The 20,886-nt window shown below is 68.7% G+C and carries 19 protein-coding genes; 17 read left to right on the plus strand and 2 right to left on the minus strand.

All coding sequences use genetic code 11. From position 1 onward, the window contains the following. The first annotated feature begins 5 nt into the window (after positions 1-5). Positions 6-1,058, plus strand: coding sequence for an SPFH domain-containing protein (locus G4D85_RS10055; RefSeq protein ID WP_164010437.1), 1,053 nt, complete (start codon positions 6-8; stop codon positions 1,056-1,058). Positions 1,059-1,134: 76 nt separating this feature from the next. Here the strand turns inward: G4D85_RS10055 and G4D85_RS10060 are convergent, their stop codons facing one another. Beyond that, on the minus strand, positions 1,135-2,910 hold the full coding sequence (locus G4D85_RS10060; RefSeq protein ID WP_164010440.1) for a chromosome segregation protein SMC: 1,776 nt from the start codon (positions 2,908-2,910) through the stop codon (positions 1,135-1,137). Positions 2,911-2,940: 30 nt separating this feature from the next. On the opposite strand from G4D85_RS10060, the gene epmA reads away from it, so the two are divergent. The 10 genes from epmA to G4D85_RS10110 all read left to right on the plus strand — a co-directional run bounded on the left by epmA (position 2,941) and on the right by G4D85_RS10110 (position 11,520). Beyond that, the gene (gene epmA, locus G4D85_RS10065) at positions 2,941-3,945 is read left to right on the plus strand and encodes an EF-P lysine aminoacylase EpmA (RefSeq protein ID WP_164010442.1); all 1,005 of its coding nucleotides are present in this window, start codon (positions 2,941-2,943) and stop codon (positions 3,943-3,945) included. Beyond that, entirely contained in the window at positions 3,942-4,682 is a 741-nt protein-coding gene (locus tag G4D85_RS10070; protein ID WP_164010445.1) for a lysophospholipid acyltransferase family protein, read from the plus strand. Before epmA ends, G4D85_RS10070 begins: the two co-directional genes overlap by 4 nt. Next, a complete protein-coding gene (locus tag G4D85_RS10075; protein WP_164010449.1) occupies positions 4,679-5,371 on the plus strand; it encodes an inorganic pyrophosphatase in 693 nt (230 codons plus the stop codon). Before G4D85_RS10070 ends, G4D85_RS10075 begins: the two co-directional genes overlap by 4 nt. A 118-nt stretch (positions 5,372-5,489) precedes the next feature. Then, the gene (locus G4D85_RS10080; RefSeq protein WP_164010452.1) at positions 5,490-6,767 is read left to right on the plus strand and encodes a TIGR02270 family protein; all 1,278 of its coding nucleotides are present in this window, start codon (positions 5,490-5,492) and stop codon (positions 6,765-6,767) included. Between the two features lie 14 nt (positions 6,768-6,781). Beyond that, positions 6,782-7,819: a DUF2169 family type VI secretion system accessory protein gene (locus tag G4D85_RS10085; protein ID WP_164010454.1), complete on the plus strand. Its 1,038-nt coding sequence runs from the start codon at positions 6,782-6,784 to the stop codon at positions 7,817-7,819. Further along, complete coding sequence (locus G4D85_RS10090; RefSeq protein ID WP_240359179.1) at positions 7,819-8,892, plus strand: hypothetical protein; 1,074 nt, start codon at positions 7,819-7,821, stop codon at positions 8,890-8,892. The genes G4D85_RS10085 and G4D85_RS10090 overlap by 1 nt, the downstream gene beginning before the upstream one ends. 9 nt (positions 8,893-8,901) lie before the next feature. Next, positions 8,902-9,285: a DUF4150 domain-containing protein gene (locus G4D85_RS10095; protein ID WP_164010457.1), complete on the plus strand. Its 384-nt coding sequence runs from the start codon at positions 8,902-8,904 to the stop codon at positions 9,283-9,285. Between the two features lie 30 nt (positions 9,286-9,315). Continuing rightward, positions 9,316-10,284 carry an AHH domain-containing protein gene (locus G4D85_RS10100; protein ID WP_164010460.1) on the plus strand — a complete coding sequence of 323 codons (969 nt, stop codon included), beginning with the start codon at positions 9,316-9,318 and terminating at the stop codon, positions 10,282-10,284. Positions 10,285-10,410: 126 nt separating this feature from the next. Next, complete coding sequence (locus G4D85_RS10105; protein ID WP_164010462.1) at positions 10,411-10,860, plus strand: imm11 family protein; 450 nt, start codon at positions 10,411-10,413, stop codon at positions 10,858-10,860. Positions 10,861-10,962: 102 nt separating this feature from the next. Next, entirely contained in the window at positions 10,963-11,520 is a 558-nt protein-coding gene (locus G4D85_RS10110; RefSeq protein ID WP_164010467.1) for an imm11 family protein, read from the plus strand. Positions 11,521-11,537: 17 nt separating this feature from the next. On the opposite strand, the gene G4D85_RS10115 is transcribed toward G4D85_RS10110, so the two are convergent. Next, the gene (locus G4D85_RS10115; protein WP_164010469.1) at positions 11,538-12,911 is read right to left on the minus strand and encodes a TonB C-terminal domain-containing protein; all 1,374 of its coding nucleotides are present in this window, start codon (positions 12,909-12,911) and stop codon (positions 11,538-11,540) included. Between the two features lie 113 nt (positions 12,912-13,024). Between G4D85_RS10115 and G4D85_RS10120 the strand changes: the two genes are divergently transcribed. From G4D85_RS10120 to G4D85_RS10145, 6 genes are all read left to right on the plus strand, one after another. Continuing rightward, on the plus strand, positions 13,025-14,467 hold the full coding sequence (locus G4D85_RS10120) for a nicotinate phosphoribosyltransferase (RefSeq protein ID WP_164010472.1): 1,443 nt from the start codon (positions 13,025-13,027) through the stop codon (positions 14,465-14,467). 43 nt (positions 14,468-14,510) lie between these two features. Beyond that, a complete protein-coding gene (locus tag G4D85_RS10125) occupies positions 14,511-15,482 on the plus strand; it encodes a cysteine hydrolase family protein (protein ID WP_164010475.1) in 972 nt (323 codons plus the stop codon). Positions 15,483-15,588: 106 nt separating this feature from the next. Next, positions 15,589-18,087, plus strand: coding sequence for a type VI secretion system Vgr family protein (locus G4D85_RS10130; RefSeq protein ID WP_164010478.1), 2,499 nt, complete (start codon positions 15,589-15,591; stop codon positions 18,085-18,087). Positions 18,088-18,111: 24 nt separating this feature from the next. After that, on the plus strand, positions 18,112-19,287 hold the full coding sequence (locus G4D85_RS10135) for a LysM peptidoglycan-binding domain-containing protein (RefSeq protein WP_164010481.1): 1,176 nt from the start codon (positions 18,112-18,114) through the stop codon (positions 19,285-19,287). A 287-nt stretch (positions 19,288-19,574) separates the two neighbouring features. After that, positions 19,575-20,513 (plus strand): hypothetical protein, encoded by a 939-nt coding sequence (locus G4D85_RS10140; protein WP_164010483.1) that lies wholly within the window; start codon positions 19,575-19,577, stop codon positions 20,511-20,513. 98 nt (positions 20,514-20,611) lie between these two features. Beyond that, a partial coding sequence (locus G4D85_RS10145) for a phage late control D family protein (RefSeq protein WP_240359180.1) occupies positions 20,612-20,886 on the plus strand: 275 nt, incomplete at its 3' end.

The raw sequence follows: 20,886 nt of genomic DNA on the forward strand, positions 1-20,886 counted from the left end.
TAGCAATGGGTATCTTCGATTCCATCAAGGGCGAGGCGAAGCGGAACTTCATCGCCCGGGCGGACACGGCGAAGGGCGACATCATCTACAAGTATCCGGAGAACAACATCCGGATGCTGACCCAGCTGACCGTCGACGCCGACGAGGTCGCCCTCTTCGTGAAGGACGGCAAGGTCGAGGGCAAGCTGGGCCCCGGCCGTCACTCGCTGGACACGAACAACATCCCCTTCCTGTCCCGGCTGATTGAGGGCTTCACCGGCGGAAACCTCTTCATCTCCGAGGTCTTCTTCGTCTCGGTGCGCGAGTTCGCGGGCGTGAAGTTCGGCGGCCCCATCGGTGACGTGCGAGATCCGGAGACGGGCCTGGGCATCGGCACCATGGTGTACGGCGACTTCTCCATCCGCGTGACGGACCCGGAGAAGCTCGTGGTGGGCCTGGTGGGCATGGGCCGCACCGGCAACGACGAGCTGCTGGGCTGGTTCAAGAACCAGGTCCTCAAGGTGACGAGAGACCGCATCGCCGAGCTGCTGGTCAAGAAGCGCTGGCCGCTGCTGGACGTGACGAGCGGCGCGTACACGGAGGAAATCGAGACCGAGGTCATCAGCGGGCTGAAGCCGCACGTGGACACCTACGGGATGACCGTGGTGCGGATGGGCAACTTCCACGTCAGCATCAAGCCGGAGGACGAGGCGACGCTGAAGAAGCTGTCCAAGGACGTGGCGTACTCGCGGCTGGCCGGTGGCTTCCAGCAGTACGCGCAGGGCCAGGCGATGCTCGGCGCGGCCGAGGGCATGGCCAAGGGCGGCGGCGAAGGCGGCGGTGGTGCCGGCAACGCGCTGGGCGGCATGGGCATGGGCATGGGCTTCGGCATGGCCCAGCAGTTCATGAACCAGCAGGGCCAGCAGCAGCGCCCGCCGGAGCCGGCGCCCCAGGCGGCTCCCGCCGACACGCGCAGCCCCGCGCAGCGCCTGAAGGAAATCAAGGAGCTGAAGGACGCGGGCGTGCTCTCCGACGAGGAGTACAACGCCAAGCGCGCGGAGCTGATGAAGCTCCTGTAGTCCCGTGCTGACGTGAAGCGATTCCAGGGCCTCCATCCACCGCGGATGGGGGCCCTGTTGTTTCAGGAGGGCCGTGTCAGCGACCGTCGCCCGTCTGAGGCGTCGGGGCCTTCGGTGCGGGCTTCGGCTGCTCGGGCGGCGCGGTGAACTCCTCCAGGCCGGGTGGCGGGGGCGGCTGGGTGAAGTCCTCCAGCCCCGGAGCCGAGGGGAGGATGGCGTCCTCCACGCCCTCCAGGTTGAGCTTCATCGGCACCTGGAGCGTGGTGCCCAGCCGGAGCAGCAGCACGTCCGGCTGGATTCCCTTCTCGCCAATGGCCTCGGCCACCTCGCGCGCGGAGAGGGCGTTGCCCTTCGCCCACAAGTCCTTGAGGAACTGGCCGGACTGCGGGGTGCGCCACCACGCCGGGCCGAAGCGCGCCTTGAGCTGCGCCTGGAGCTGCCCCGCCAGGAACCACGCGCGGAAGCTGTCCGCGGACTGGAAGAAGTCCTCCTGGTCCACCAAGTAGCGCGCCACGTCCTCGTCCGTCATCGGGATGTCGTCCGTGCGCGACATGATTTCGCGGTACAGCTCCTTCGGGTCCGCCTCCACGCGCCGGTGCAGCTCCAACTGGTACAGGAGCCGCCCCGCCGCGTGGCGGATGAGGTACAGCTTGTGCGCGCTGGACGCCGCCAGGTACTTCGAGCGCTGCTCCCCCGAGACGCCCGCGTGCTCCTCCAGCCACACCGGGTCCTCCACCAGGTCCGCGAAGAGCGCCGAGTACGCCTTGCCCACCGTGGGGTTGCCCAGCCGCGCCAGCTCGAAGCGCGGCTCCTTCGTGAAGGCCACGTGCAGCGCGTGTCCGAACTCGTGCAGCACCCGCCCCTGGTGCAGCACGCCCGAGCCCGGCTTGAAGGACAGGCGCACGTCGTCCGGCACCCGCACCGCCAGCGCCAGCGGACGTGAGCTCTTGCCGCGCAAGTCACGGGCGTCGATTTTCACGTTCGGCAGCTCGCTCAGGTCGATGCCCATCCCCGACAGCGTGCCGTGCGCCTTGAGCAGGGACTCTCCCTTGGGGAAGGCGTCCTCCACCTCGCGCGAGCGGAACAGCCGGGGGATGTCCGCGCGGGTGATGTCCTTGAAGGGCACGCCCAGCTCGCGCTGGCTCAGCCGCTCCATCACCACCCGGTACGGCGCCTGCGTGGCCTGGAGGATTTCCTCCGCCAGCAGGCTGAGCTTCCCCAGGTCCGACTGCCGCAGCTCGCCGCCGAAGGCCTCGTAGGAGGCGAAGCCCAGCTCCTTCACCAGCTCCTCCGCGCGCTCCTCGCGTCGGCGCAGCGTCTGGTTGAGCCGCTCGAGCGCCGGTGTGGCCGCGGCGTACATGGCGTGTCGCCGCGCCGCAGTCCGCTCGTTGGCGAGCAGGCGCTCCAAGTCGCGGTAGCGCAGCTCCTTCCCGTCCACCGTGAAGGTGAGGGACGCCTCCAGGTTGGCGGCGGCGTCGTTGAACTCGGCCAGCGCGCGGGAGAGGTACTCCCCGGCGAAGTGCGAGTGCAGCGCGGTGAGGGCGCGCACCTCGCGCGGGTCCTGAGAGAGCTGCCGGAGCCGGTCGATCTTCCGGATGTTTTCAATACTGAAGAGCGCCTCCTTGCCCACGTACGTCCCGGCGACGTCCACGTGGCGGCCCTCCGTCCAGAAGACCCACACCAGCCGGTGCTGCGCCTCCAGGAGCGCTTCGGCCTGCGTGGACAGGTCCTTCACGTCGGCGGTGAGCTGCTGCTGCTCGGAGAGCAGCCGCCGGGCATCCGCCGGTGGACCTTTGGGGCAGGCGCTGATGCAGAAGGCAACAGCGAGCAGCAGGGGAATCCTTGGGTGCATGTGGGGCCTCATGTTACTTCCGCGCTGCCCATGCCCAACCTTTCTCAATGGCGGGCTGCCCGGGGTCGTCAGGCCCTCTACTCCGCCCTGCGACGTTTCTTCGCCGCCCAGGACTACCTGGAGGTGGAGACACCGCTCCTCATCCCCGCCCCGGGCATGGAGCCGCACATCAACGCCTTCGAGGCCGGCTTCATCCCGGAAACCGACGTGGGCCGGGCTCGCACCCTCTACCTCCACACCAGCCCCGAGTACGCGATGAAGCGCCTGCTCGCCGACGGGGCCGGCCCCCTGTTTCAAATCTGCAAGGTGTTCCGGAACGGCGAGGTGTCCCCCACGCACAACCCGGAATTCACCATGCTGGAGTTCTACCGGCCCCAGGCGGACTACCACGGCATCATGGCGGACCTGGAGGGCGCGCTGGCCGAGGCGGGCCGCTCCGCGACGGAGGGCGAGCCCGGCGCCGACCCGGCCTTCTTCACCCGCACCCCCTATGAGCGCCTCACGGTGCGGGACGCGGTGCTGCGGGCCACGGGCGTGGACATCCGCGTGCATGCGGACGGGCCCTCGCTCAAGCGGGCGGCCGAGGCGGCGGGCGTGCGCACCGGCGACGCCGAGAGCTTCGACGACATCTTCTTCCACCTCTTCCTGCAGCGGGTGGAGACGGGGCTGGGGCACGAGCGGCCTACCTTCCTGATTGAGTACCCGGCGTCCATGGCGGCCCTGTCCCGGCTGAAGCCAGGCGACCCGGCGGTGGCCGAGCGCGTGGAGCTGTACGCGAAGGGCCTCGAGCTGGCGAACGGGTTCTCGGAGCTGACAGACCCGACAGAGCAGCGGGCACGGCTGGTAGAAGAACAGGAACTCAGGCGCCGGCTGGGGCGGTCCGTGTATCCACTGGACGAGCGGTTCCTTGACGCGGTAGGTCGAATGCCGCCCGCGGCGGGCATTGCCGTGGGACTCGACCGAATCCTGATGCTGCTGCTCGGGGTCCAGCGCATCTCGGATGTCCTCCTGTTCCCCGCCCACGAGTTCGTGTGATTCGCAAACTCCTGCAGACGGCGTTCGCGGGGACGGCGGCGGTGGGCCTCACGGGCGTGTTCTCCACCGTGGTGTCCGCGCTGTCGCTGCGGAAGGACGTGGAGCGGGCGGACCAGGCGCTGGTGCTCTGGGGCCGCTCGGTGCTGGCGTCGGCGGGGGTGCGGCACGAGGCGGTGGGGCTGGAGAACATCCCCGCGGAGGGCCACGTCGTCTTCGTGAGCAACCACCAGTCCCACTTCGACGCGCCGCTGAACTTCGCGCACATCCGCAAGCACACGCGGTACGTGGCCAAGGCGGAGCTGTTCAAGATTCCGGTGTTCGGCGCGGCGATGCGGCGCGCGGGCAACATTCCCGTGGAGCGCACGGGAGGCGGAGGAGACAGGTCCCGCCTGTCCGACGCGGCGCGCGCGGTGCGTGAGCGGGTGAGCGTGCTCTTCTTCGCGGAGGGCACCCGCAGCGAGGACGGCCTCTTGCGGCCGTTCAAGAAGGGGGCCGCGGCGCTCGCCATCCAGGCGGGCGTGCCGGTGGTGCCGCTGGCCGTGTCAGGGACGCGGCTCATCCTTCCCAAGGGAGGCAGGGCGGTGCGGTGGGGCCAGCGCGTGGCGCTGGTGGTGGGCGAGCCCATCTCCACGCAGGGCCTGACGCTTCAAGACCGCGATGCGCTGACGCGCAGGCTGGAGGACGCGGTCGCTCAACTCTATGCCGAGGCATGCAAGCGCTCGGGAGACGTTCCATGAAGAAGCCCGTACAGACCACATCCCAGGCTCACCCGTGGCATGGCATCACGCCCGGGGAAGAAGCCCCTTCCATCGTCACCGCGTACATCGAAATCGTCCCCACGGACGCCGTGAAGTACGAGCTGGATAAAGAGTCCGGCATCCTGAAGCTGGACCGCCCGCAGCGGTTCAGCAGCCAGTGCCCCACGCTCTACGGGTTCATCCCGCAGACGTACTGCGACGAGCTGGTGGCGAAGCGGTGCGCCGAGCGCACGGGCCGCAAGGACATCCTCGGTGACAAGGACCCGATTGATATCTGCGTGCTGACGGAGAAGGTCATCTCCAATGGGAACCTCCTCGTGCGCGCGGTGCCCATCGGCGGCTTCCGGATGGTCGACGGCAACGAGGCGGACGACAAAATCATCGCAGTGCTGGAGTCGGACCTGGTGTACGGCGAGCTGCAGCACATCGCCCAGCTTCCGCGCGCGCTGCTGGACCGGCTCAAGCACTACTTCCTCACGTACAAGCAGATTCCGGGCGAGGGGAAGCGCAGCGTCGAAATCGCCGAGGTCTATGACCAGCCCGAGGCGCTCGAGGTCATCAAGCGCAGCATGAAGGACTACGAGCGGCTCTACGGCCCGAAGGCCAACATGACGGAGAGCCGCGCGCGGCCGGCGCGGAAGGCCCGGACGCGGGCTCGCGCGAGCTGACGTCTTCGGGGGAGCGGACCTTCCCCACGCAGGGGGACCTCCCGTCCCCTGGCCTCCCGTCATTTGCCTCACAGCCTGTGGGAGTGTCACTCTTCACTTCAGGTGAAGAGGAGGCTCCATGGGCCGGATGCTGCGGGATGTCGTGGAGGAGCACCTCGACGAGGCGTCCTGGCAGTGGCTCCAGCGGGGCCGTTCCTTGCTGGCGCCCGACTACGACCTGACCGAGACGGCCGTGGTCGAGGAGCGGCTCATGGCCCATGTGGATGGGCTGGTCGCGGCGGGCTCCGACGCGGTGGAGGCCATCCTCGCGCCCGCGCTGGTTCCGGACGACCCGAGCCGCGTGGCGGCCGCGGCCCTGGCCCTGCTGGAGGGCGGCGAGGCGGGGTGGCTGCTGGAGCTGGGGCTCGGCGACCCGGAGCTGCGTCCGTTGCTGCGGGCGCCCCTGGCGCTGGCCGCGTGTCCGGACCTGGATGCGCGCCTGGGTGCGCTGCTGAGTACGGACGTGCCGGCGATCCTGGCCGACGTGGTGGGGACGTTGGCGGCGCGCGGCGCGCTCCCATCCCACCGGGTGGGGTCCTTTCTCCAACATGAGGATGCGCGCGTGCGCGACAGCGCGCTCGAAGGGGCCATCGCCGCGCCCCGCCAGGAGTTCCGGAGGCCCCTGCTCGGGTTGCTGGGCGCGGGAGCTTCCATTCCGTGTGCCGCGTTGATGGATGCGGGCCTGGTGCATGGACTGCGCGAGGCCTGGGTCGCCTGCGCGCGCGCGGTCGAAGCCTGGGAGCCCGAGGCGCTGGTCCTGTGGGCCCTGGGGGGTGGGGTGAAGGACGTCGCGCGGCTGGTGGAGCTGCTCGGCCAGGCGCCGCTCCGCGCCCCGGTGCTCTGGGCGCTGGGCTTCTCGGGGCGGGTGGAGGCCGCCGACGCCTGCCTCACCTGGATGGAGGACCCGAAGGTGGCCGCGCTCGCCGGTGAGGCCTTCGGGGCCATCACGGGGTTGCGGCTCGAAGGCGACTTCTCCGTGGCGCGGGACGAGGACTCCGAGGCCTCCGAGGAGGACGACCCGGAGGCGGACCTGACGCTGCGTCCCGAGGACGACCTGCCCCTGCCCCGCGCGCAAGCGGTGGCCGCGTGGTGGCGGAGCGCACGCCCGGGGTTCGAGTCAGGCCGGCGCTACCTGCGCGGGCGCCCGCTGGACGCGGCGGTGTTGATGGAAGCGCTGGCCGTGGAACCCATGCGGCGCCGGCACGTGCTGGCGCGGGAGCTGGCGCTGCGCACCCGTGGCGCGTGCCGCGTGCAGACCCGGGCGCGGGTGGGCCTGCAGCGCGCCATGCTCCAGCAGGTCGTGTCCTCGGGAGTCCAGGTCCGCTTGCAGGCGCCACTGGCGCAGGCGCTTGGCTAGGGAAGGAGGCGCCCATGCTCCAGGTCCAGAATGAGACGCCCTTCGTTCCCGGCCTGTTCATCCTTCCGGATGAACAGGGCGTGGACACGGTGTACCTGACGGTGAAGGCGACCTTCCAGCTCCGTGCCGGTGTGCTTCAGGTGGCGGAGGCGCAGCCCCCGCTGGTGCTCGGCGACACGTATTGGGGAGAGCCGGGAGCCTCCAGCCTGAAGTACGCGAGCGAGGTGCACCTCCTGAAGCCCGGCACGGACGTGGTGCTGGTGGGCGACGCCTTCTCGCCGGGAGGCCGGGCGGTCTCCACCTGTCTCGTCTCCATGAGCGTGGGTGCGTTGCAGCGCACCCTCCAGGTCTTCGGAGAGCGTCAGTGGAAGGGCGGGGTGATGTCGCCACGCGGCTCGACGCCCGAGCCCTTCGTGCGGATGCCCCTGCGCTACGAGCGCGCGTTCGGGGGAACCCACGTGCGGGAGGGCGCGACGGGCGAGGTGCTGGCCGAGCCGAGGAATCCCGTCGGGCGGGGCTTTCGAGGCAAGCGCAGCGCCTCGGAGATGCTGAACCTGCCGCTGCCGAACGTGGAGGACCCGCGCGCGCCCATCCAGGGCATCTCGGATGCGCCGGCGCCCGTGGGCGTGGGGTATGTCGCGCCGTCGTGGATGCCACGCAAGGCGATGGCGGGGACCTATGACGACGCGTGGCGGACCCGGCGCGCGCCCTACCTGCCCGTGGACTTCAAGCCGGACTACTTCCGTGCCGCCAGCCCCGGCCTGTGTGCCCCGGGCTTCCTCGTGGGGGGCGAGCCCGTGGAGCTTCGCAACCTGTCCCCCTCGGGGGTGGTGCGACTGAACCTGCCCCGCTGCGAGCTCGACGTCACCGCGAGGATTGCGGGCCGCCCGCAGCAGGCTCGCATGCGGCTGGAGACCGTGCTGCTGGAGCCGGGCGAGGAGCGGCTGAGCCTCCTGTGGCGGGGGGCGCTCCCGTGCGACAAGCAGGTCCTGAAGGTCGAAGGCGCCCGCTTCCGGGTGAAGTCGCTGGATGGCGTGAAGGGAGCCGCCTGATGGAGCCCTGGCGCCCGGTGGAGATCTGCTCGGTGGGGATGGTCACCGCCGTGGGGCTGACGGCCCGCTCCACCGCCGCGGCGGTGCGCGCCGGGATTGCGCGGACCCGGCTGTCGCCCATGTTGAACAAGCGGTTCAAGCCCTTCATCACCGGCTTCCTGGAGGAGGAACACCTTCCGCCCATCGACGCGGGGCTGGCGGAGTGGGCCTCGCGGGCTCCCATTCGTCACCAGCGGCTGTTGAGGCTGGCGACCGGGGCGCTCCAGGAGGCAGCGCAGGGACTGTCCTCGCCGCTGCCCCTGCTGCTGGCCGTGCCCGAGTCACGCGCCGACGGCACCACCGCGCCCGATGCGGCGTTCCTGGAGTTGCTGGCCACGCAGTCGGGCATTCCGTTGGACCTGCGTCACAGCCGGCTGTTTCCCCAGGGACGCGCCGGCGGACTCCTGCTGTTGAGGGAGGCGCAGCGCCTGCTGGTGGGCCACCGGGTGCCGTACGTGCTGGTGGGCGGCGTGGACACGTACCTGGACCTGCGGCTGCTGACGGCGCTGGACGTGGAAGACCGCCTGCTCGCGGAGGGGCTCTCCGACGGCTTTGTTCCGGGAGAAGGCGCCGCGTTCCTGTGTCTGCGGTTGGCGGACACCGGGCGGCGTGCGGGGCCCGCGCCGCTGGCCCGCATCTGCGCGCTGGGACAGGGCCGCGAGGAGGGCCATCGCTCCAGCACGAAGCCCTACCGGGGCGAGGGGCTGGCCGCGGCCTTCCAGGAAGTCTTCCAGCAGTGGGATGGACGGGGACGGAAGGTCCAGGGCGTCTACACCACCTTCAATGGTGAGAACTTCTGGGCCAAGGAGTGGGGCGTCGCCAGCTTGCGGCATGCCCGGTACTTCGCGGACCCGCTCCGTGTCGAGCACCCCGTCGAGTGCATGGGCGACCCGGGGGCGGCGCTCGGGCCGATGCTGATGGCCCTGGCCTCGCTGGGGTTGTCGAAGGGGTACCGCGAAGGCGCGTGGCTGGCGTGGTGCTCCTCGGACCAGGAAGAGCGGGCGGCGGTCATCATCGAAGGGATTGCAGCCTAGGAGGCACACATGGGAACGACAGTCTTCGCCAATGGCCGGGGCATCGCGACAGAGGACAGCGGAGGACAGAGCATTGTCTTCCCGGACGTGTGCAAGACCCCGTCTCCCGGAGGCCCGGTGCCGCTGCCGTATCCGAATGCCGGCATGGCCTCGGACACGTCCAAGGGGCCGAAGAAGGTCACCGTCAACGGGAAGATGCCCATGGTGAAGGGCGCCGAGTACAAGAAGACCAGCGGTGACGAGGCGGGGACCGCGGGGGGCGGCGTGGTGAGCGGCTCCACCAAGGGGCCCGCCGAGTTCATGCTGTATTCCTTCAACGTGAAGTTCGAAGGGAAGAATGTCTGCCGCCTGGGGGACCCGCTCTTCCACAACAAGAAGAACATCATGGGTTGAGCGCGCCACGGCGCTGAAGGGAGAGCTGCGATGGAGATGCTCGAGAAGATTGCTCAGGCCCTCGCCGATGAGGTCAAGGCGAAGTGTCCCTTCCAGGAGGACTCAGCCGCCGTGGAGTCGCTGGAAGAGGAGCCCGAGAGCATTGAGGAGGATGACCGGGACTCGGTCGTGGAGATGCAGGCCAATAACGGCGGCGTCCTGGGCGACAATCTGGCTGCGGCTTCCCCAGGCAAGGCAGGCACCGTGGGTGGGCCCTGTCCTCCTCCGGAGACGACGAAGGAGACGCAGAAGGATACCGACCGCACCGGCGTCAAGGTACGTGTGCCGGGGGCGGATGGTGTGGAGAACAAGGTGCTGCCGTTCACGGTGGCTGCGCACCACGTGATTCCTGGCAATGCCTCTCTGAAGGCAAGCTTGCTGTATGAATTCATGAAGAAGGGCGGAAAGGTCCAGTCCACCAGTGGCAAGTCGTGGACCCTCTCCGCGTACGTGGGCTACAACATCAACGGGAGTCACAATGGCGTATGGCTTCCTGGCAGCTATGCCATCCGCGCGGGAAAGACGGAGATGAAGGACACGTGGTCGGTGCTCCGGGCCTCCAAGCCCAATTGGTGCATCAACTACGCGGCCTCCGTGGTCAAGGTCGCGGGCGGGCAATTCCATGACACGCACGCCGTCTACAGCGAGAAGGTGCAGAGGACGCTGGACAAGCTCGCGATGCATCTCTTCGACCACATGGATGTGTGCGAAGAGTGCCAGAAGAAGGACGAACTGCCGCCTCCCTACCTCATCAAGGACAAGCTGTACGCCGTCTCTGCCTATCTGAGACCGAAGCTCCAGGCTCATCCCAGCGCCTGGAAGAGCCCCTGGTTCACGAGTGACAAGCTACGAGATGAGGTCTGCTCGGGCTCCAAGCCCACCCAGGCTTTTATGGATGCCTACGAGGCCGCCAGCAAGTTCATGAAGCGTCCCGCGGCAGACGACCACGCCGACGCTTGAGGAAGAGGAGAACGCTTCATGTATTACGTGATGGAGTGCGAAGGTCCGATCCCCATCGCGGCGATGGGGGCGGCACCGAGGTTGCCGGGTGGGCCTTGGTTCAGGGGGGCCCGAATCAGTATCCAGGTGCCCCAGCCGCTCCAGTACACCCTGAGCTCCACGTACCGTGGCACTCCGAAGGCATTCTACAGCCCCGGCGTCCCCCTCATCCGGAACGACCTGGTGGACGCGCTGCGAGAGGCGAGTGTGGACAACTTCGAGCTCTTCGACGCGGTGCTGAAGGACCCCATCACCGGGCAGGAGTTCAACGAGTACAAAGCCTTCAACGTGCTGGGCCTCGTTGCCGCGGCTGACATGGATAAGTCCAAGCGAGCCCCCATCAACCTCGATTCGGAGATGATCGACGTCTTCTTCGACAGTCTCGTCATCGACAACACGAAGACGCAGGGGTTGCTCATGTTCCGCCTGGCCCAGAGCGTGGATGCCATCATCATCCATGAGCGGGTGAAGCAGGCCGTCGAGAAGCGGGGCATTCCAGGGATGGTCTTCTACAAGCCGGAGGACTGGTCTGGCTGAGCGGCGGGTATGGCGAGTGGGCACTCGCTCTTCCACAACAAGAACCTGAAGCGTTCCGAGGTCGACGGCCACGCGGACGCTTGATGAAGGGGAGAACGTTTCATGTACTACGTCATGGCGTGCTCGGGACCGGTTCCCATTGCCGCGATGGATGTGGCACCGAGGCTGCCAGGTGGGCCCTGGTTCACGGGAGCCCGAATCCGCATCCAGGTGCCCCAGCCGCTCCAGTACGCATTGAGCTCCACGTACCGTGGCACTCCGAAGGCCTTCTACGGCCCCGGCGTCCCCCTCATCCGGAAAGATCTGGTGGACGCGCTCCAGGATGCCGGTGTCGACAACTTCGAGCTCTTCGACGCGGTGCTGAAGGACCCCGTTACCGGGCAGGAGCGCCACGACTACAAGGCCTTCAACGTGCTGGGCCTCGTTGCCGCGGCTGACATGGATAAGTCCAAGCGAGCCCCCATCAACCTCGATTCGGAGATGATCGACGTCTTCTTCGATAGTCTCGTCCTCGACCCCACGAAGACGCAGGGGCTGCTCATGTTCCGCCTGGCCCAGAGCGTGGATGCCATCATCATCCATGAGCGGGTGAAGCAGGCCGTCGAGAAGCGGGGCGTTCCAGGGATGGTCTTCTACAAGCCGGAGGACTGGTCTGGCTGAGCGCCCGTGCTCCGGCGTCAGCGGACCTCCAGCAGCCGCACGCGCTTGTAGATGCGGCGGTCCAGCGGCATGCGCGTGTCGATGAAGCCGAGCGCCTCGTCGAACTCGAAGGTGAAGGACGGAATGGGCGGGCTGATGGAGATGATCAGCTCGAACTGCCAGAGGCTGGTGATTCGCTCGCGTCCTCCCACCGCTTCCGGCGGCGGTGGGGGTAGCTTCGCCGCCGCCGCGCGCACGTCCTTGATGGCTTCCTTGTCCACCTCCGGCTGGTGGCTCGGGTCCACGAGCCTCACGTCCAGCAGCTGCCCCTGCGCGTCCTGCTCCACGCGGATGATGGCCCGGCGGGTGGTGCGGAACTCCTCGCGCATCTTCTGGCGCATCTCGCGGCGTGTCTGGAGCGTGGCAAGCGTGGCGTCTCCCGACGTGCTGAGGGGCTTGCGCCGGTCTGCCTCCGGCGCGTCCTTCGCCCCGAAGGCCCCTGAGGAGCCGTAGCTCTCCGCGCGCTCCATCCAGACTCGCGAGTACGCACGGCCCCGCTCCATGCCCATGTCGAAGTAGCCCTGCAGCCCGTGCTCCTTCACCGATCGGTCCGCGTCCCAGGCCTTCACCAGCGCCTTGCCGAGCTGGCTGAAGTAGGGGTGCACCAACCCGCGCGCCACCTTGCCCCGGCCGATGCTCTCCGAGACCAGGTCCTGCACCAGTTCCTGCGGCGAGGGCGGTGCTCCCGGGTCCGCGACTCCTCCGTCCAGGATGGCCACCGGGTCTCCACGGTCCACGGGCGCCGTCACCGAGCGCGCCGCGAGCAGCAGCCGCGAGCCCGACGGTTCCGTGCGCGGCAGGTCGGCGGGGAACAGGTCCGCTCGCGGTGCATCCGCTCGCGGCAGGTCCGAGGGCGGGAGCAGGTCCGCTCGGGGCGCGTCAGCGCGAGGCATGTCCGGTGGGAGCGGGGCGTTCCGTGGAACGTCCTCACGCGGCCTGTCCGCGAGGAGGGGAGGGGGTGGCTTCGCCGCGGCCTGTGAAGGCGGTGGCGCTGTCTCGGCCTCCGCGACGGCGGGGGGCTCGGGCGGAGGCGTGGGCTCGGGCGGAGGCGTGGGCTCGGGCGGCGGGCGCTCGGCGAGGCGGGGCGGCTCCGGCTGCGCGGGCGGCTGCGTCGCGGGCGGCTCCGGCTGCGCTTCACGCGTCGCGGGCTCCGCTGGCGGACGCTCGGCCGTGCGGGCGGGCTCGGGCGGGCCCTTCACCTCCACCTCGACCCACTCCACCGTGGTCGGCGCGGGCGGCGGAGCCCGACGCACGTCGGGTGCATCTCCCCGTACCAGGAGCCACAGGAGCCCATGGACGGCCAGACTGGCGGCGAGCGCGAAGAAGAGTCGTCGAGAGGGAGCCGGCGACATGGCCCCTGCTTTTAACCCCGCTTGCTCTCCGCGCCCGCGAAAGCGTGGGGGTGAGGGTAGGAAAGACCACCCTCCCGCGCGTAGGCTCTCCTACACGGAGGAGTACACCCAGGATGGCAACCTCGCTGCTCGCGACGGATGGCTACAAGTTCAGCATGGCGGAGGCCGGCTGGCCCTTGCGCCAGGAGACCTTCTACTACTCGCACCGCAAGGGCGGCCTCCAGGTCATGCCCTTCGACCTCGCCGCCTACGTCAAGGCGCTGCTCCCCGAGCCGAAGCCCGAGGACTACGAGTTTCTCGCCCGCTACGACTACGAGATGGGCGTCGGCTTCAAGGCCGCCATCCTCCGCAAGGACAAGCTCTCCGTCCGCGCCATCCCCAAGGGCGCGCTCTTCTACCCGCGCGAGCCCATCCTCACCGTCACCGGCCCCTCCGCCCTCGTGTCCTGGTTGGAGCCCCTCCTCCTCCAGCTCAACTACCGCGTCCAGGTGGCCACCCTGGCCCTCTCGGACCGCGACGCGCTCGCGCGCGCGCTCGCCACAGTCACCTGCGAGGAGCAGAAGGCCCTCGCGCTGGAGACGCTCGACGCCGTTGGCGTGAAGGGCGTCCCCATCACCGTCGACTCCGAGGGCTACCTGCGCCGCGTGCGCGCCACCGTGAAGGAGCTCGTCGACATCGTCGAGGACCCCGCCCGCATCTTCGAGGTGGGCCTGCGCGCCGCCACCTGCCAGCAGCACCACGAGCTGGCCCTGCTCGCGTGCAAGGAGGCCGGCGTCCAGCGCACCAGCAACGTGGAGGGCGCCCGCAAGCTGGGGATGATTCCCGTGGGCACCATGGGCCATGAGCACATCCAGCGCTACGGCTCGGACGATGCCGCCTTCCGCGCCATGCGCGAGCGCCGGCCCAGCCGCTCCAGCTACCTGCTGGACACCTTCGACACGCTCACCTCCGGCATCCCCGCCGCCTTCCAGCTCATCCGCGAGGACCCGAGCTCGCAGGACTCCATCCGCTTCGACTCGGGCAACAAGAAGCTCCAGTACCTCTACGCAGTGACGCGCGCGCGCGACATGGGCATCCGCCCCGTCAACATCCTCGAGGACGGCCTGGACGCCCAGGCCACCCGCGAGTTCGAGGAGCTGCGGCGCCAGGTGGGCTGGGAGCCGTCCGCGCAGTTCTACGGCTACGGCGGCCACATCGTCGCCCGCACCATGGAGTGCCCCCTCACCCGAGACCGCGTCGCCGCCATCTACAAGCTGTCGCGCACCGGCCCCACGCCCGTCATGAAGTTCGGCAACGAGCTGGCCGAGGGCAAGCAGAGCGTCCCCGGCACTCCCGTCCTCTTCCGCCGCCGCCATGGCTCCGGGCCCATCGGCCTCGTCGGCCAGGAGGGCGAGCCGGTGCCCGACGGCTACTTCCCCCTCATGGACAGCCCGCCCGAGGCCCCGTCGCTCGTCGGTGCGCAGGAGGCCGCCGCCGAGGCCCGCATCGGCTACACCCCGGCCACCCTGGCGCTCGTCGAGGAGCTCACGCGCCGCCACTTCCCCAAGGGCCGCTGAGCCGCTTCCGTTCAGCCCCCCCGCCAGGACACCCGAGGACGTCATGCCCCTGCCCATGCCCCGCTTCCACGAGGACGCGCGCGCCGGCCAGCTCCAGTTGGAGCGCGGCGCGGAGGTCGCCGAGGAGGCCCGCCGCTACGCCGCCGAGCACCGCATCCGCCCCGCTCGCGAGGACACGCTGCGCATCGCCGCCTTCGGCATCGACGTGCAGGTGGCCTTCTGCACCCCCGGCGCCAGCCTCTTCGTCCCCGGCGCCGTCGAGGACACGCAGCGCGCGCTGCGCTTCCTCTACTCGCACCTGGACCGCCTGACGGAGCTGGTGTTCTCGCTCGACACCCACCGGGCGTTTCAAATCTTCCACCCCGCCTGGTGGCGTGACGCGGAGGGCCGGCCTCCCGCGCCCCTGTCGGTGATTACCTCGGCGGACGTGCGGGCGGGCCGCTGGCAGGCCACCCGCTTCCCGGAGGAGAGCCTCGCCTACTGCGAGCGGCTGGAGGCCACCGGCCGGTACGTCCTCACCATCTGGCCCTTCCATGCCCTGCTGGGAGGCCTCAGCCACGCGCTGGTGCCCGCCGTCTACGAGGCCAGCCTCTTCCACGCCCTGGTGCGTGACACGCCCACCTGGTTCGAGCTCAAGGGCGAGCACCCCCTCACCGAGAACTACTCCGTCCTGTCTCCCGAGGTGACGGAGGTGAAGGGGCAGAAGGTGGGTGAGTTCAACACGCGCCTCTTCGACCACCTGATGTCCTTCGACCGGGTGTATGTCTTCGGGCAGGCCAAGTCCCACTGTGTCCTGTCCACGCTCCAGGACCTGAGGCAGCACCTTGAGCGGACGGACCGCTCGAAGCTGGGGCGCATCTTCATCCTGGAGGACGCCATGAGCCCCGTGCCGGCGCCCCCGCTGGACCCGCTGCCCCCCGCCCTGGACTTCCCCCGGGTGGCGGACGCCGCCCTCCAGGACTTCCGCGCGGCGGGAATGCGCGTGGTGCGGACCACGGACCCGCTCGGCGCCTGATTCCGCATTCCCGGCCTGGGTGTGCGTCTGTGTTGACCCCATGTGGTAGAATTCCGCCGCCGTTCCCAGCCGCCGGTGGAGCTCCACCGCTGGCGAAGGGGGAGTCATGTCGCGACACAGTGAGCCCGCGTTCTCCGTGCAGCTTGGTGCCCATGGCCCCGACGACCTGAGTGTGTCCGGTCTGTCTGGCACGGAGGGCGTCAGCAGGCTGTATGACTTCCGGGTCGACTTCTTCACGAAGGACGGCGAGCCGCTGGTGGTGGCGGACCTCATCGGGAAGGACGCGCTGCTGACGCTGTCGGTGCGCGAAGGTGACGCGCGCTACGTGCACGGCCAGGTGCGCGAGGTGGAGTCGCTGGGGCTGAAGACGGGCCGACGCCGCTACCGGGCCCACGTGGTGCCGAAGCTGTGGCGCCTGTCCCAGGTGCACAAGAGCCGCATCTTCCAGAACCAGAGCGTGCCCGACATCCTCAAGGCGGTGCTGGGCGAGGGCGGGGTGGAGGTGCGGCTGGCGCTGTCCGGCAGCTACTCGCCGCGCGAGTACTGCGTGCAGTACCGCGAGAGTGACTTCGCCTTCGTCAGCCGGCTCATGGAGTGGGAGGGCATCTTCTACTTCTTCGAGCACACGGACGCGGGCCACACGCTGGTGCTGGGCGACAAGCCGAGCGCGCACGCGCCGCTGACGCAGGGCCAGACGCTGCCCTTGCGCCCGCGCATGGGCAAGGAGGCGGTGGACGGCGAGTTCGTCTACGCGCTGGAGGTGGTGCACCGGCTGCGGCCCGGCGCCGTGCACCTGAAGGACTTCGACTTCGAGAAGCCCGCCCTGGACATCTCCGGCAAGGGCAAGGCGCCCGAGGGCCTGGAGGCGCTCGAAATCTACGACTACCCGGCCGGGTACGTGGCCCCGGGCGTGGGCAAGTCCGCCGCCAGCGTGCGCGCGGAGGCGGCGGGCGTGGGCGGACGCACGCTGGCGGGTGAGGCCATTGCCCCCCGGCTGACGCCCGGCTTCCTGATGGAGCTGGACGCGCCGGAGGACGGCACCTTCGCGGGCGAGTACCTCATCACCGAGGTGGTGCACTCGGGCATGCAGCCGGACGTGTCGGGTGGCAGCGAGTCCCTGCAGGGGCTCTACCGCAACCAGTTCCACCTGCTGCCCAAGGCGGTGCCCTTCCGGCCGCGCCGGCTGACGCCGCTGCCTCAAATCGCCGGCCCGCAGACGGCCACGGTGACGGGCCCGGCGGGCGAGGAAATCCACACCGACGCGCACGGGCGCATCAAGGTGCAGTTCCACTGGGACCGCGAGGGCAAGCGGGACGAGAAGTCGTCGTGCTGGGTGCGCGTGGGCCAGCCGTGGGGTGGCCCGGCCTGGGGTGACGTGTGGCTGCCGCGTATCGGCCAGGAAGTGATTGTGCGCTTCCTGGAGGGAGACCCGGACCGGCCGCTGGTGGCGGGGGCCGTCTACAACGGCACGAATACGGTGCCGTACGCGCTGCCGGACGAGAAGACGAAGTCCACGCGCAAGAGCGCCTCCAGCCTGGGCAGCAACGGCTTCAACGAGGTGCGGATTGAAGACTCCTCGGGCGAGGAGGAGGTCTTCACCCACGCGCAGAAGGACGAGGACCTGCTCACGGAGAACGACAAGGACCAGCAGGTGCGCGGGTACGAGGACCTGCTGGTGAAGAAGGACCGCAAGCGCACGGTGGAGGGCTACCATCGGTTGCAGGTGGAGGAGGACGACGTGGGCGTGGTGGAGGGGAACCAGACGCTGCTGGTGCAGAAGGACCGGGACACCACGACGCAGGGCAGCCACGACGAGGCCGTCGAGGGCAACCAGTCCATGACGGTGAGCAAGAACATCACCACCTTCGTCTCCCAGGGGGCGATGGAGAACGTGACGCTGGCGAAGGCCACCACCATCGGTGGTGGGTATGGCGTGAACGTGGCCCTGGCCTTGAACGAGGCGACTGGCGGGGTCAAAACGACGGAGATTGGCGCCGCCTCTCTCGAGTACGTCGTGGGCACCCGTCAGGAGACCGTTGCCAAGGACAAGCAGTCCAAGGTCGGAGCTGACTTCCAAACCGAGGTTCAAGGCCAGGTGAGCTGGGTGGTCGGCAAGGACTGGAACACCCAGACCGGTACCGTGAGCGAATTCAAGGTCAAGGAACCCGTAGCGTGGCTGACCGGAAAATTCGAACTCAAGGCAGACACGTTTTCGCTCCTCGTTGGCGGCAATCTGATTCTGAAGGTCGAGAAGTCAGGTGCAATCAAGCTCAATGCCAAGACGCTGACGCTCGATGGCTCCGAGGTGAAGTTCAAGGGCTCCAAGGTCAAGATGGAAGCCGCCGGCGCGCTTGCCAATGCCTCAGCGCGGCTCAAGGACATCACCCAGATCGAAGATCTGAAACCGGGCCCGGTTGCGTTCCAGCTCAAGGATGGAAAGGGCAAGGGCTTGGATGGAGTCGCCTATGAAATCATCCTGCCCGATGGCAGCGTGAAGAAAGGCAAGACGGACGGTCAGGGCAAGGCCCGGTTGGACGAGACCCCCGCGGGTGAAGTCAAGGTGCTCTTCCCGGAGCTGGAGGCCGAGGTCGTTCCGCGCGGCTAGCGGCGCGAATCCCCGGAGCTGCGTATGCCCTGGCACACAGTCAAGACGGGCGAGTCCCTCGAATCCATTGCCGCGCAGTACCCGCCGACGGATTGGAGGTTGATCTACAAGCACCCCGCGAATGCCGTGCTGTTCAAGGGACGCTCCCAGGACGAAATCAATCCTGGGGAGAAGCTCTTCGTCCCGCAGCCGCTTCAGCTCCCCAAGTCAGGGGCGCTCGGACTCCAGGCTTCTGGCTTCAAGCGCATCCAGGGCTTCTCCCAGGTCACACCTGAGGTGGCGCTGAAGATCCTCAACAACTTCGGCAAGGGCGAGTACCCGTGGCGGCCGGACCTCGGCAATTTCAAGGGCTCCGCGTACTTCGTCACGGAAGGCAATCCCTTCACGGGCACCGACGCTACCAAGAACGTCAGGGTCGAAGTCGAGCTCATCCTGCCGAAGGATGCGCACGTCTACAATGAGGCCCAGCTCAAGTCCTACTTCCAGCAGGAGCACAGCAAGATCCAGGGTGACGCGGCGCAGATGCGGGACCTGGAGCGGTCCTACCGCGAGCGCCTCAAGGTTCCCTCGGACCGGCCGTTGAACAGTGCCCAGCGCAAGGGCCTGGCCTCGCGCATCCGGGGAATCGCCGAGCTGCGCATGTGGCAACGCATTGGCGCGGAGGTTGCTCAATCGAAAGCAAAATGCGCCGAGGTGTTGCTGGAGCCGGGCAGCGATTTCTCGAAGCAGGGCTCCGGGAAGTTTGGCGTCGTCGCGGACCGGACGAAGATCCTGCTCAAGGGGAACTCGCCTCAGCAGATTCTCCGGGCCCTGGATGCCTTGAAGATTGGCGCGGAGCCCGTCGTCCAGGAGGCCGCTCAGAAGCTTCATCAGAAGCTGAAGTGGTCCGGCCGGGTGCGCTCTGTCTTCCGCTGGGGGGGACGCGTCTTCATCGTCGTGGGCGTCGCCGCGGACCTCTACAAGGTCATCGTCGCGGAGGACAAGGTGAAGGCCGTCGTCGAGTCCGCGGGTGGGTGGGCTGGGGCGTCCGCCGGCGCCGCTGCGTTCGCGCTGTGGTGGACCCCCGTCGATGTGGCAGGACCCGTGGCCTGGGCCGTGCACGGAGTGGGGACGTTGGTTGCGGGAGGCGTTGGCTATTGGGTGGGTTCAAACGTGACGCGAACCATCTACGAGCTGGTCGTAGTGGAGGGTGAGCAATGACGCGGGAAGAAGTGCTCCAGGTATTGTCTGGGCAGGTGGGACCGATGGGGCCCTTCGAATCCGCGGAGGAGCGGGATTCGCAATGGGACACCTGGCTCTCGGGCGCCACGGACGCGGCCATTGCTCCCCTGCTGTCCATCCTGAGGGAGCCGCCTGTGATGCGGCCCGACATGTGGAGTGAGATGGAACTGAAGGTCGCGGAGGCGCTGGGGCACGTCGGACAGCATGACCCGGCGGGCTTTGTCGCGCGCGTGGAGCCCGCGCTCATGGAGGCCCGCCCACGCCCCGTGCTCATCGACGCGCTGGGCATGGCGAAAGCGCGCGAAGCGCTCCCCGTGCTGTCGGCCTTGCCAGGCCGTGTCGGGTTGACCGAGGACGAGCTGGTCCGGATGGCAGGCGCGCTCGGCTCGATTGGAGGGGCGGGCGCCGCCCGGTTGCTGAAGCAATTGGAACCGCTCGCGAAGGACAAGCCGGAAGCGCTCGCGGAGATCGGTGTCGCGCGGGAAATCCTGGCATATGACCAAGCCGACCTGGGAGTGATGGCACACCACCTGGCCCAGGCGCTGAAGGCGCTCCCGAAGCGGGACGAAGCCTCGTTCCTGGAGCACGCGCTTCCATTGATGGAGAAGGACGCGCAGCGAAAGCCCCTCATCACCCTGCTGGGCGTCGTTCACTGCGTCCCCGCGCTGGGCTGGCTCTCTACCCGGGGCCAGCTGCTTCCGGGGGAACTGGCCCTGGCCGCGGGATTCCTGGCGGAAGCCGGGGGGCCCGAAGCGCGGCAGGTGCTTCTCCAGGTGCTGCCCGGGGCAACAGGTTCGCCCGAGGCTCTGGCCGCGTGCGAGCGGGCGCTGGTGAACCTGCGAGAGCAGCCCTCTTCCCCGCAGCTCGAAATCGCGCTGGCGCGCTCGGCCGAGGCCCTGGGGCGGATGGACCGTGGCGCCTATCGCCGCGAAGTGGCGGCGCTGTTGGCCGAGCCTCGAACCCGGAGGGCCTGGGTGACCCTGCTGGATGGAGTGCAATCGGCGGAGGGCCTGGCCTGGTTGTCCGAGCCTCTGGCGCGGGCTGCTGCCGAAGACGGTGATTGGGTCCAATGGTTGCGCGCGCTGGGCGCCGTCGGAGGGGCCGAGGCGCGGGGGGCGGTAGCGGATTTCCGTTCCTCCGGACGGACACCTTCCCCAGCCGTGCAGCGGGAGCTTGAGGAGGCTTGGAAGAACCTCCAGGGGTAGCCCGGCAGGGCTGGACGAAGGACCGTGAGTAGCCGGTGTGGTAGTATTCCGCTCCTATTCTCTGCCCCGGTGGTTACACCGCTGGCGAAGGGGGCGTCATGTCTCGAGGGAACTCGCCCGCGTTCTCCGTGCAGCTTGGTGCCCATGGCCCCGATGAGCTGAGTGTGTCCGGGGTGTCTGGCACGGAGGGTGTCAGCAGGCTGTATGACTTCCGGGTCGACTTCTTCACGAAGGACGGCGAGCCGTTGGTGGTGGCGGACCTCATCGGGAAGGACGCGCTGCTGACGCTGTCGGTGCGCGAAGGTGACGCGCGCTACGTGCACGGCCAGGTGCGCGAGGTGGAGTCGCTGGGGCTGAAGACGGGCCGACGCCG

Origin of the sequence: Pyxidicoccus trucidator (genome assembly GCF_010894435.1) — a bacterium.
Taxonomy (GTDB): domain Bacteria; phylum Myxococcota; class Myxococcia; order Myxococcales; family Myxococcaceae; genus Myxococcus; species Myxococcus trucidator.

Bases quoted from the DNA above. Each gene is read 5' to 3' on its own strand.
- G4D85_RS10095 (WP_164010457.1), top strand. From the start codon at position 8,902: ATGGGAACGACAGTCTTCGCCAATGGCCGGGGCATCGCGACAGAGGAC.
- G4D85_RS10115 (WP_164010469.1), bottom strand. From the start codon at position 12,911: ATGTCGCCGGCTCCCTCTCGACGACTCTTCTTCGCGCTCGCCGCCAGT.
- G4D85_RS10090 (WP_240359179.1), top strand. From the start codon at position 7,819: ATGGAGCCCTGGCGCCCGGTGGAGATCTGCTCGGTGGGGATGGTCACC.
- G4D85_RS10100 (WP_164010460.1), top strand. From the start codon at position 9,316: ATGGAGATGCTCGAGAAGATTGCTCAGGCCCTCGCCGATGAGGTCAAG.
- G4D85_RS10060 (WP_164010440.1), bottom strand. From the start codon at position 2,910: ATGCACCCAAGGATTCCCCTGCTGCTCGCTGTTGCCTTCTGCATCAGC.
- G4D85_RS10120 (WP_164010472.1), top strand. From the start codon at position 13,025: ATGGCAACCTCGCTGCTCGCGACGGATGGCTACAAGTTCAGCATGGCG.
- G4D85_RS10075 (WP_164010449.1), top strand. From the start codon at position 4,679: ATGAAGAAGCCCGTACAGACCACATCCCAGGCTCACCCGTGGCATGGC.
- G4D85_RS10085 (WP_164010454.1), top strand. From the start codon at position 6,782: ATGCTCCAGGTCCAGAATGAGACGCCCTTCGTTCCCGGCCTGTTCATC.
- G4D85_RS10080 (WP_164010452.1), top strand. From the start codon at position 5,490: ATGGGCCGGATGCTGCGGGATGTCGTGGAGGAGCACCTCGACGAGGCG.
- G4D85_RS10130 (WP_164010478.1), top strand. From the start codon at position 15,589: ATGTCGCGACACAGTGAGCCCGCGTTCTCCGTGCAGCTTGGTGCCCAT.
- G4D85_RS10055 (WP_164010437.1), top strand. From the start codon at position 6: ATGGGTATCTTCGATTCCATCAAGGGCGAGGCGAAGCGGAACTTCATC.
- G4D85_RS10125 (WP_164010475.1), top strand. From the start codon at position 14,511: ATGCCCCTGCCCATGCCCCGCTTCCACGAGGACGCGCGCGCCGGCCAG.
- G4D85_RS10135 (WP_164010481.1), top strand. From the start codon at position 18,112: ATGCCCTGGCACACAGTCAAGACGGGCGAGTCCCTCGAATCCATTGCC.
- G4D85_RS10110 (WP_164010467.1), top strand. From the start codon at position 10,963: ATGTACTACGTCATGGCGTGCTCGGGACCGGTTCCCATTGCCGCGATG.
- epmA (WP_164010442.1), top strand. From the start codon at position 2,941: ATGCCCAACCTTTCTCAATGGCGGGCTGCCCGGGGTCGTCAGGCCCTC.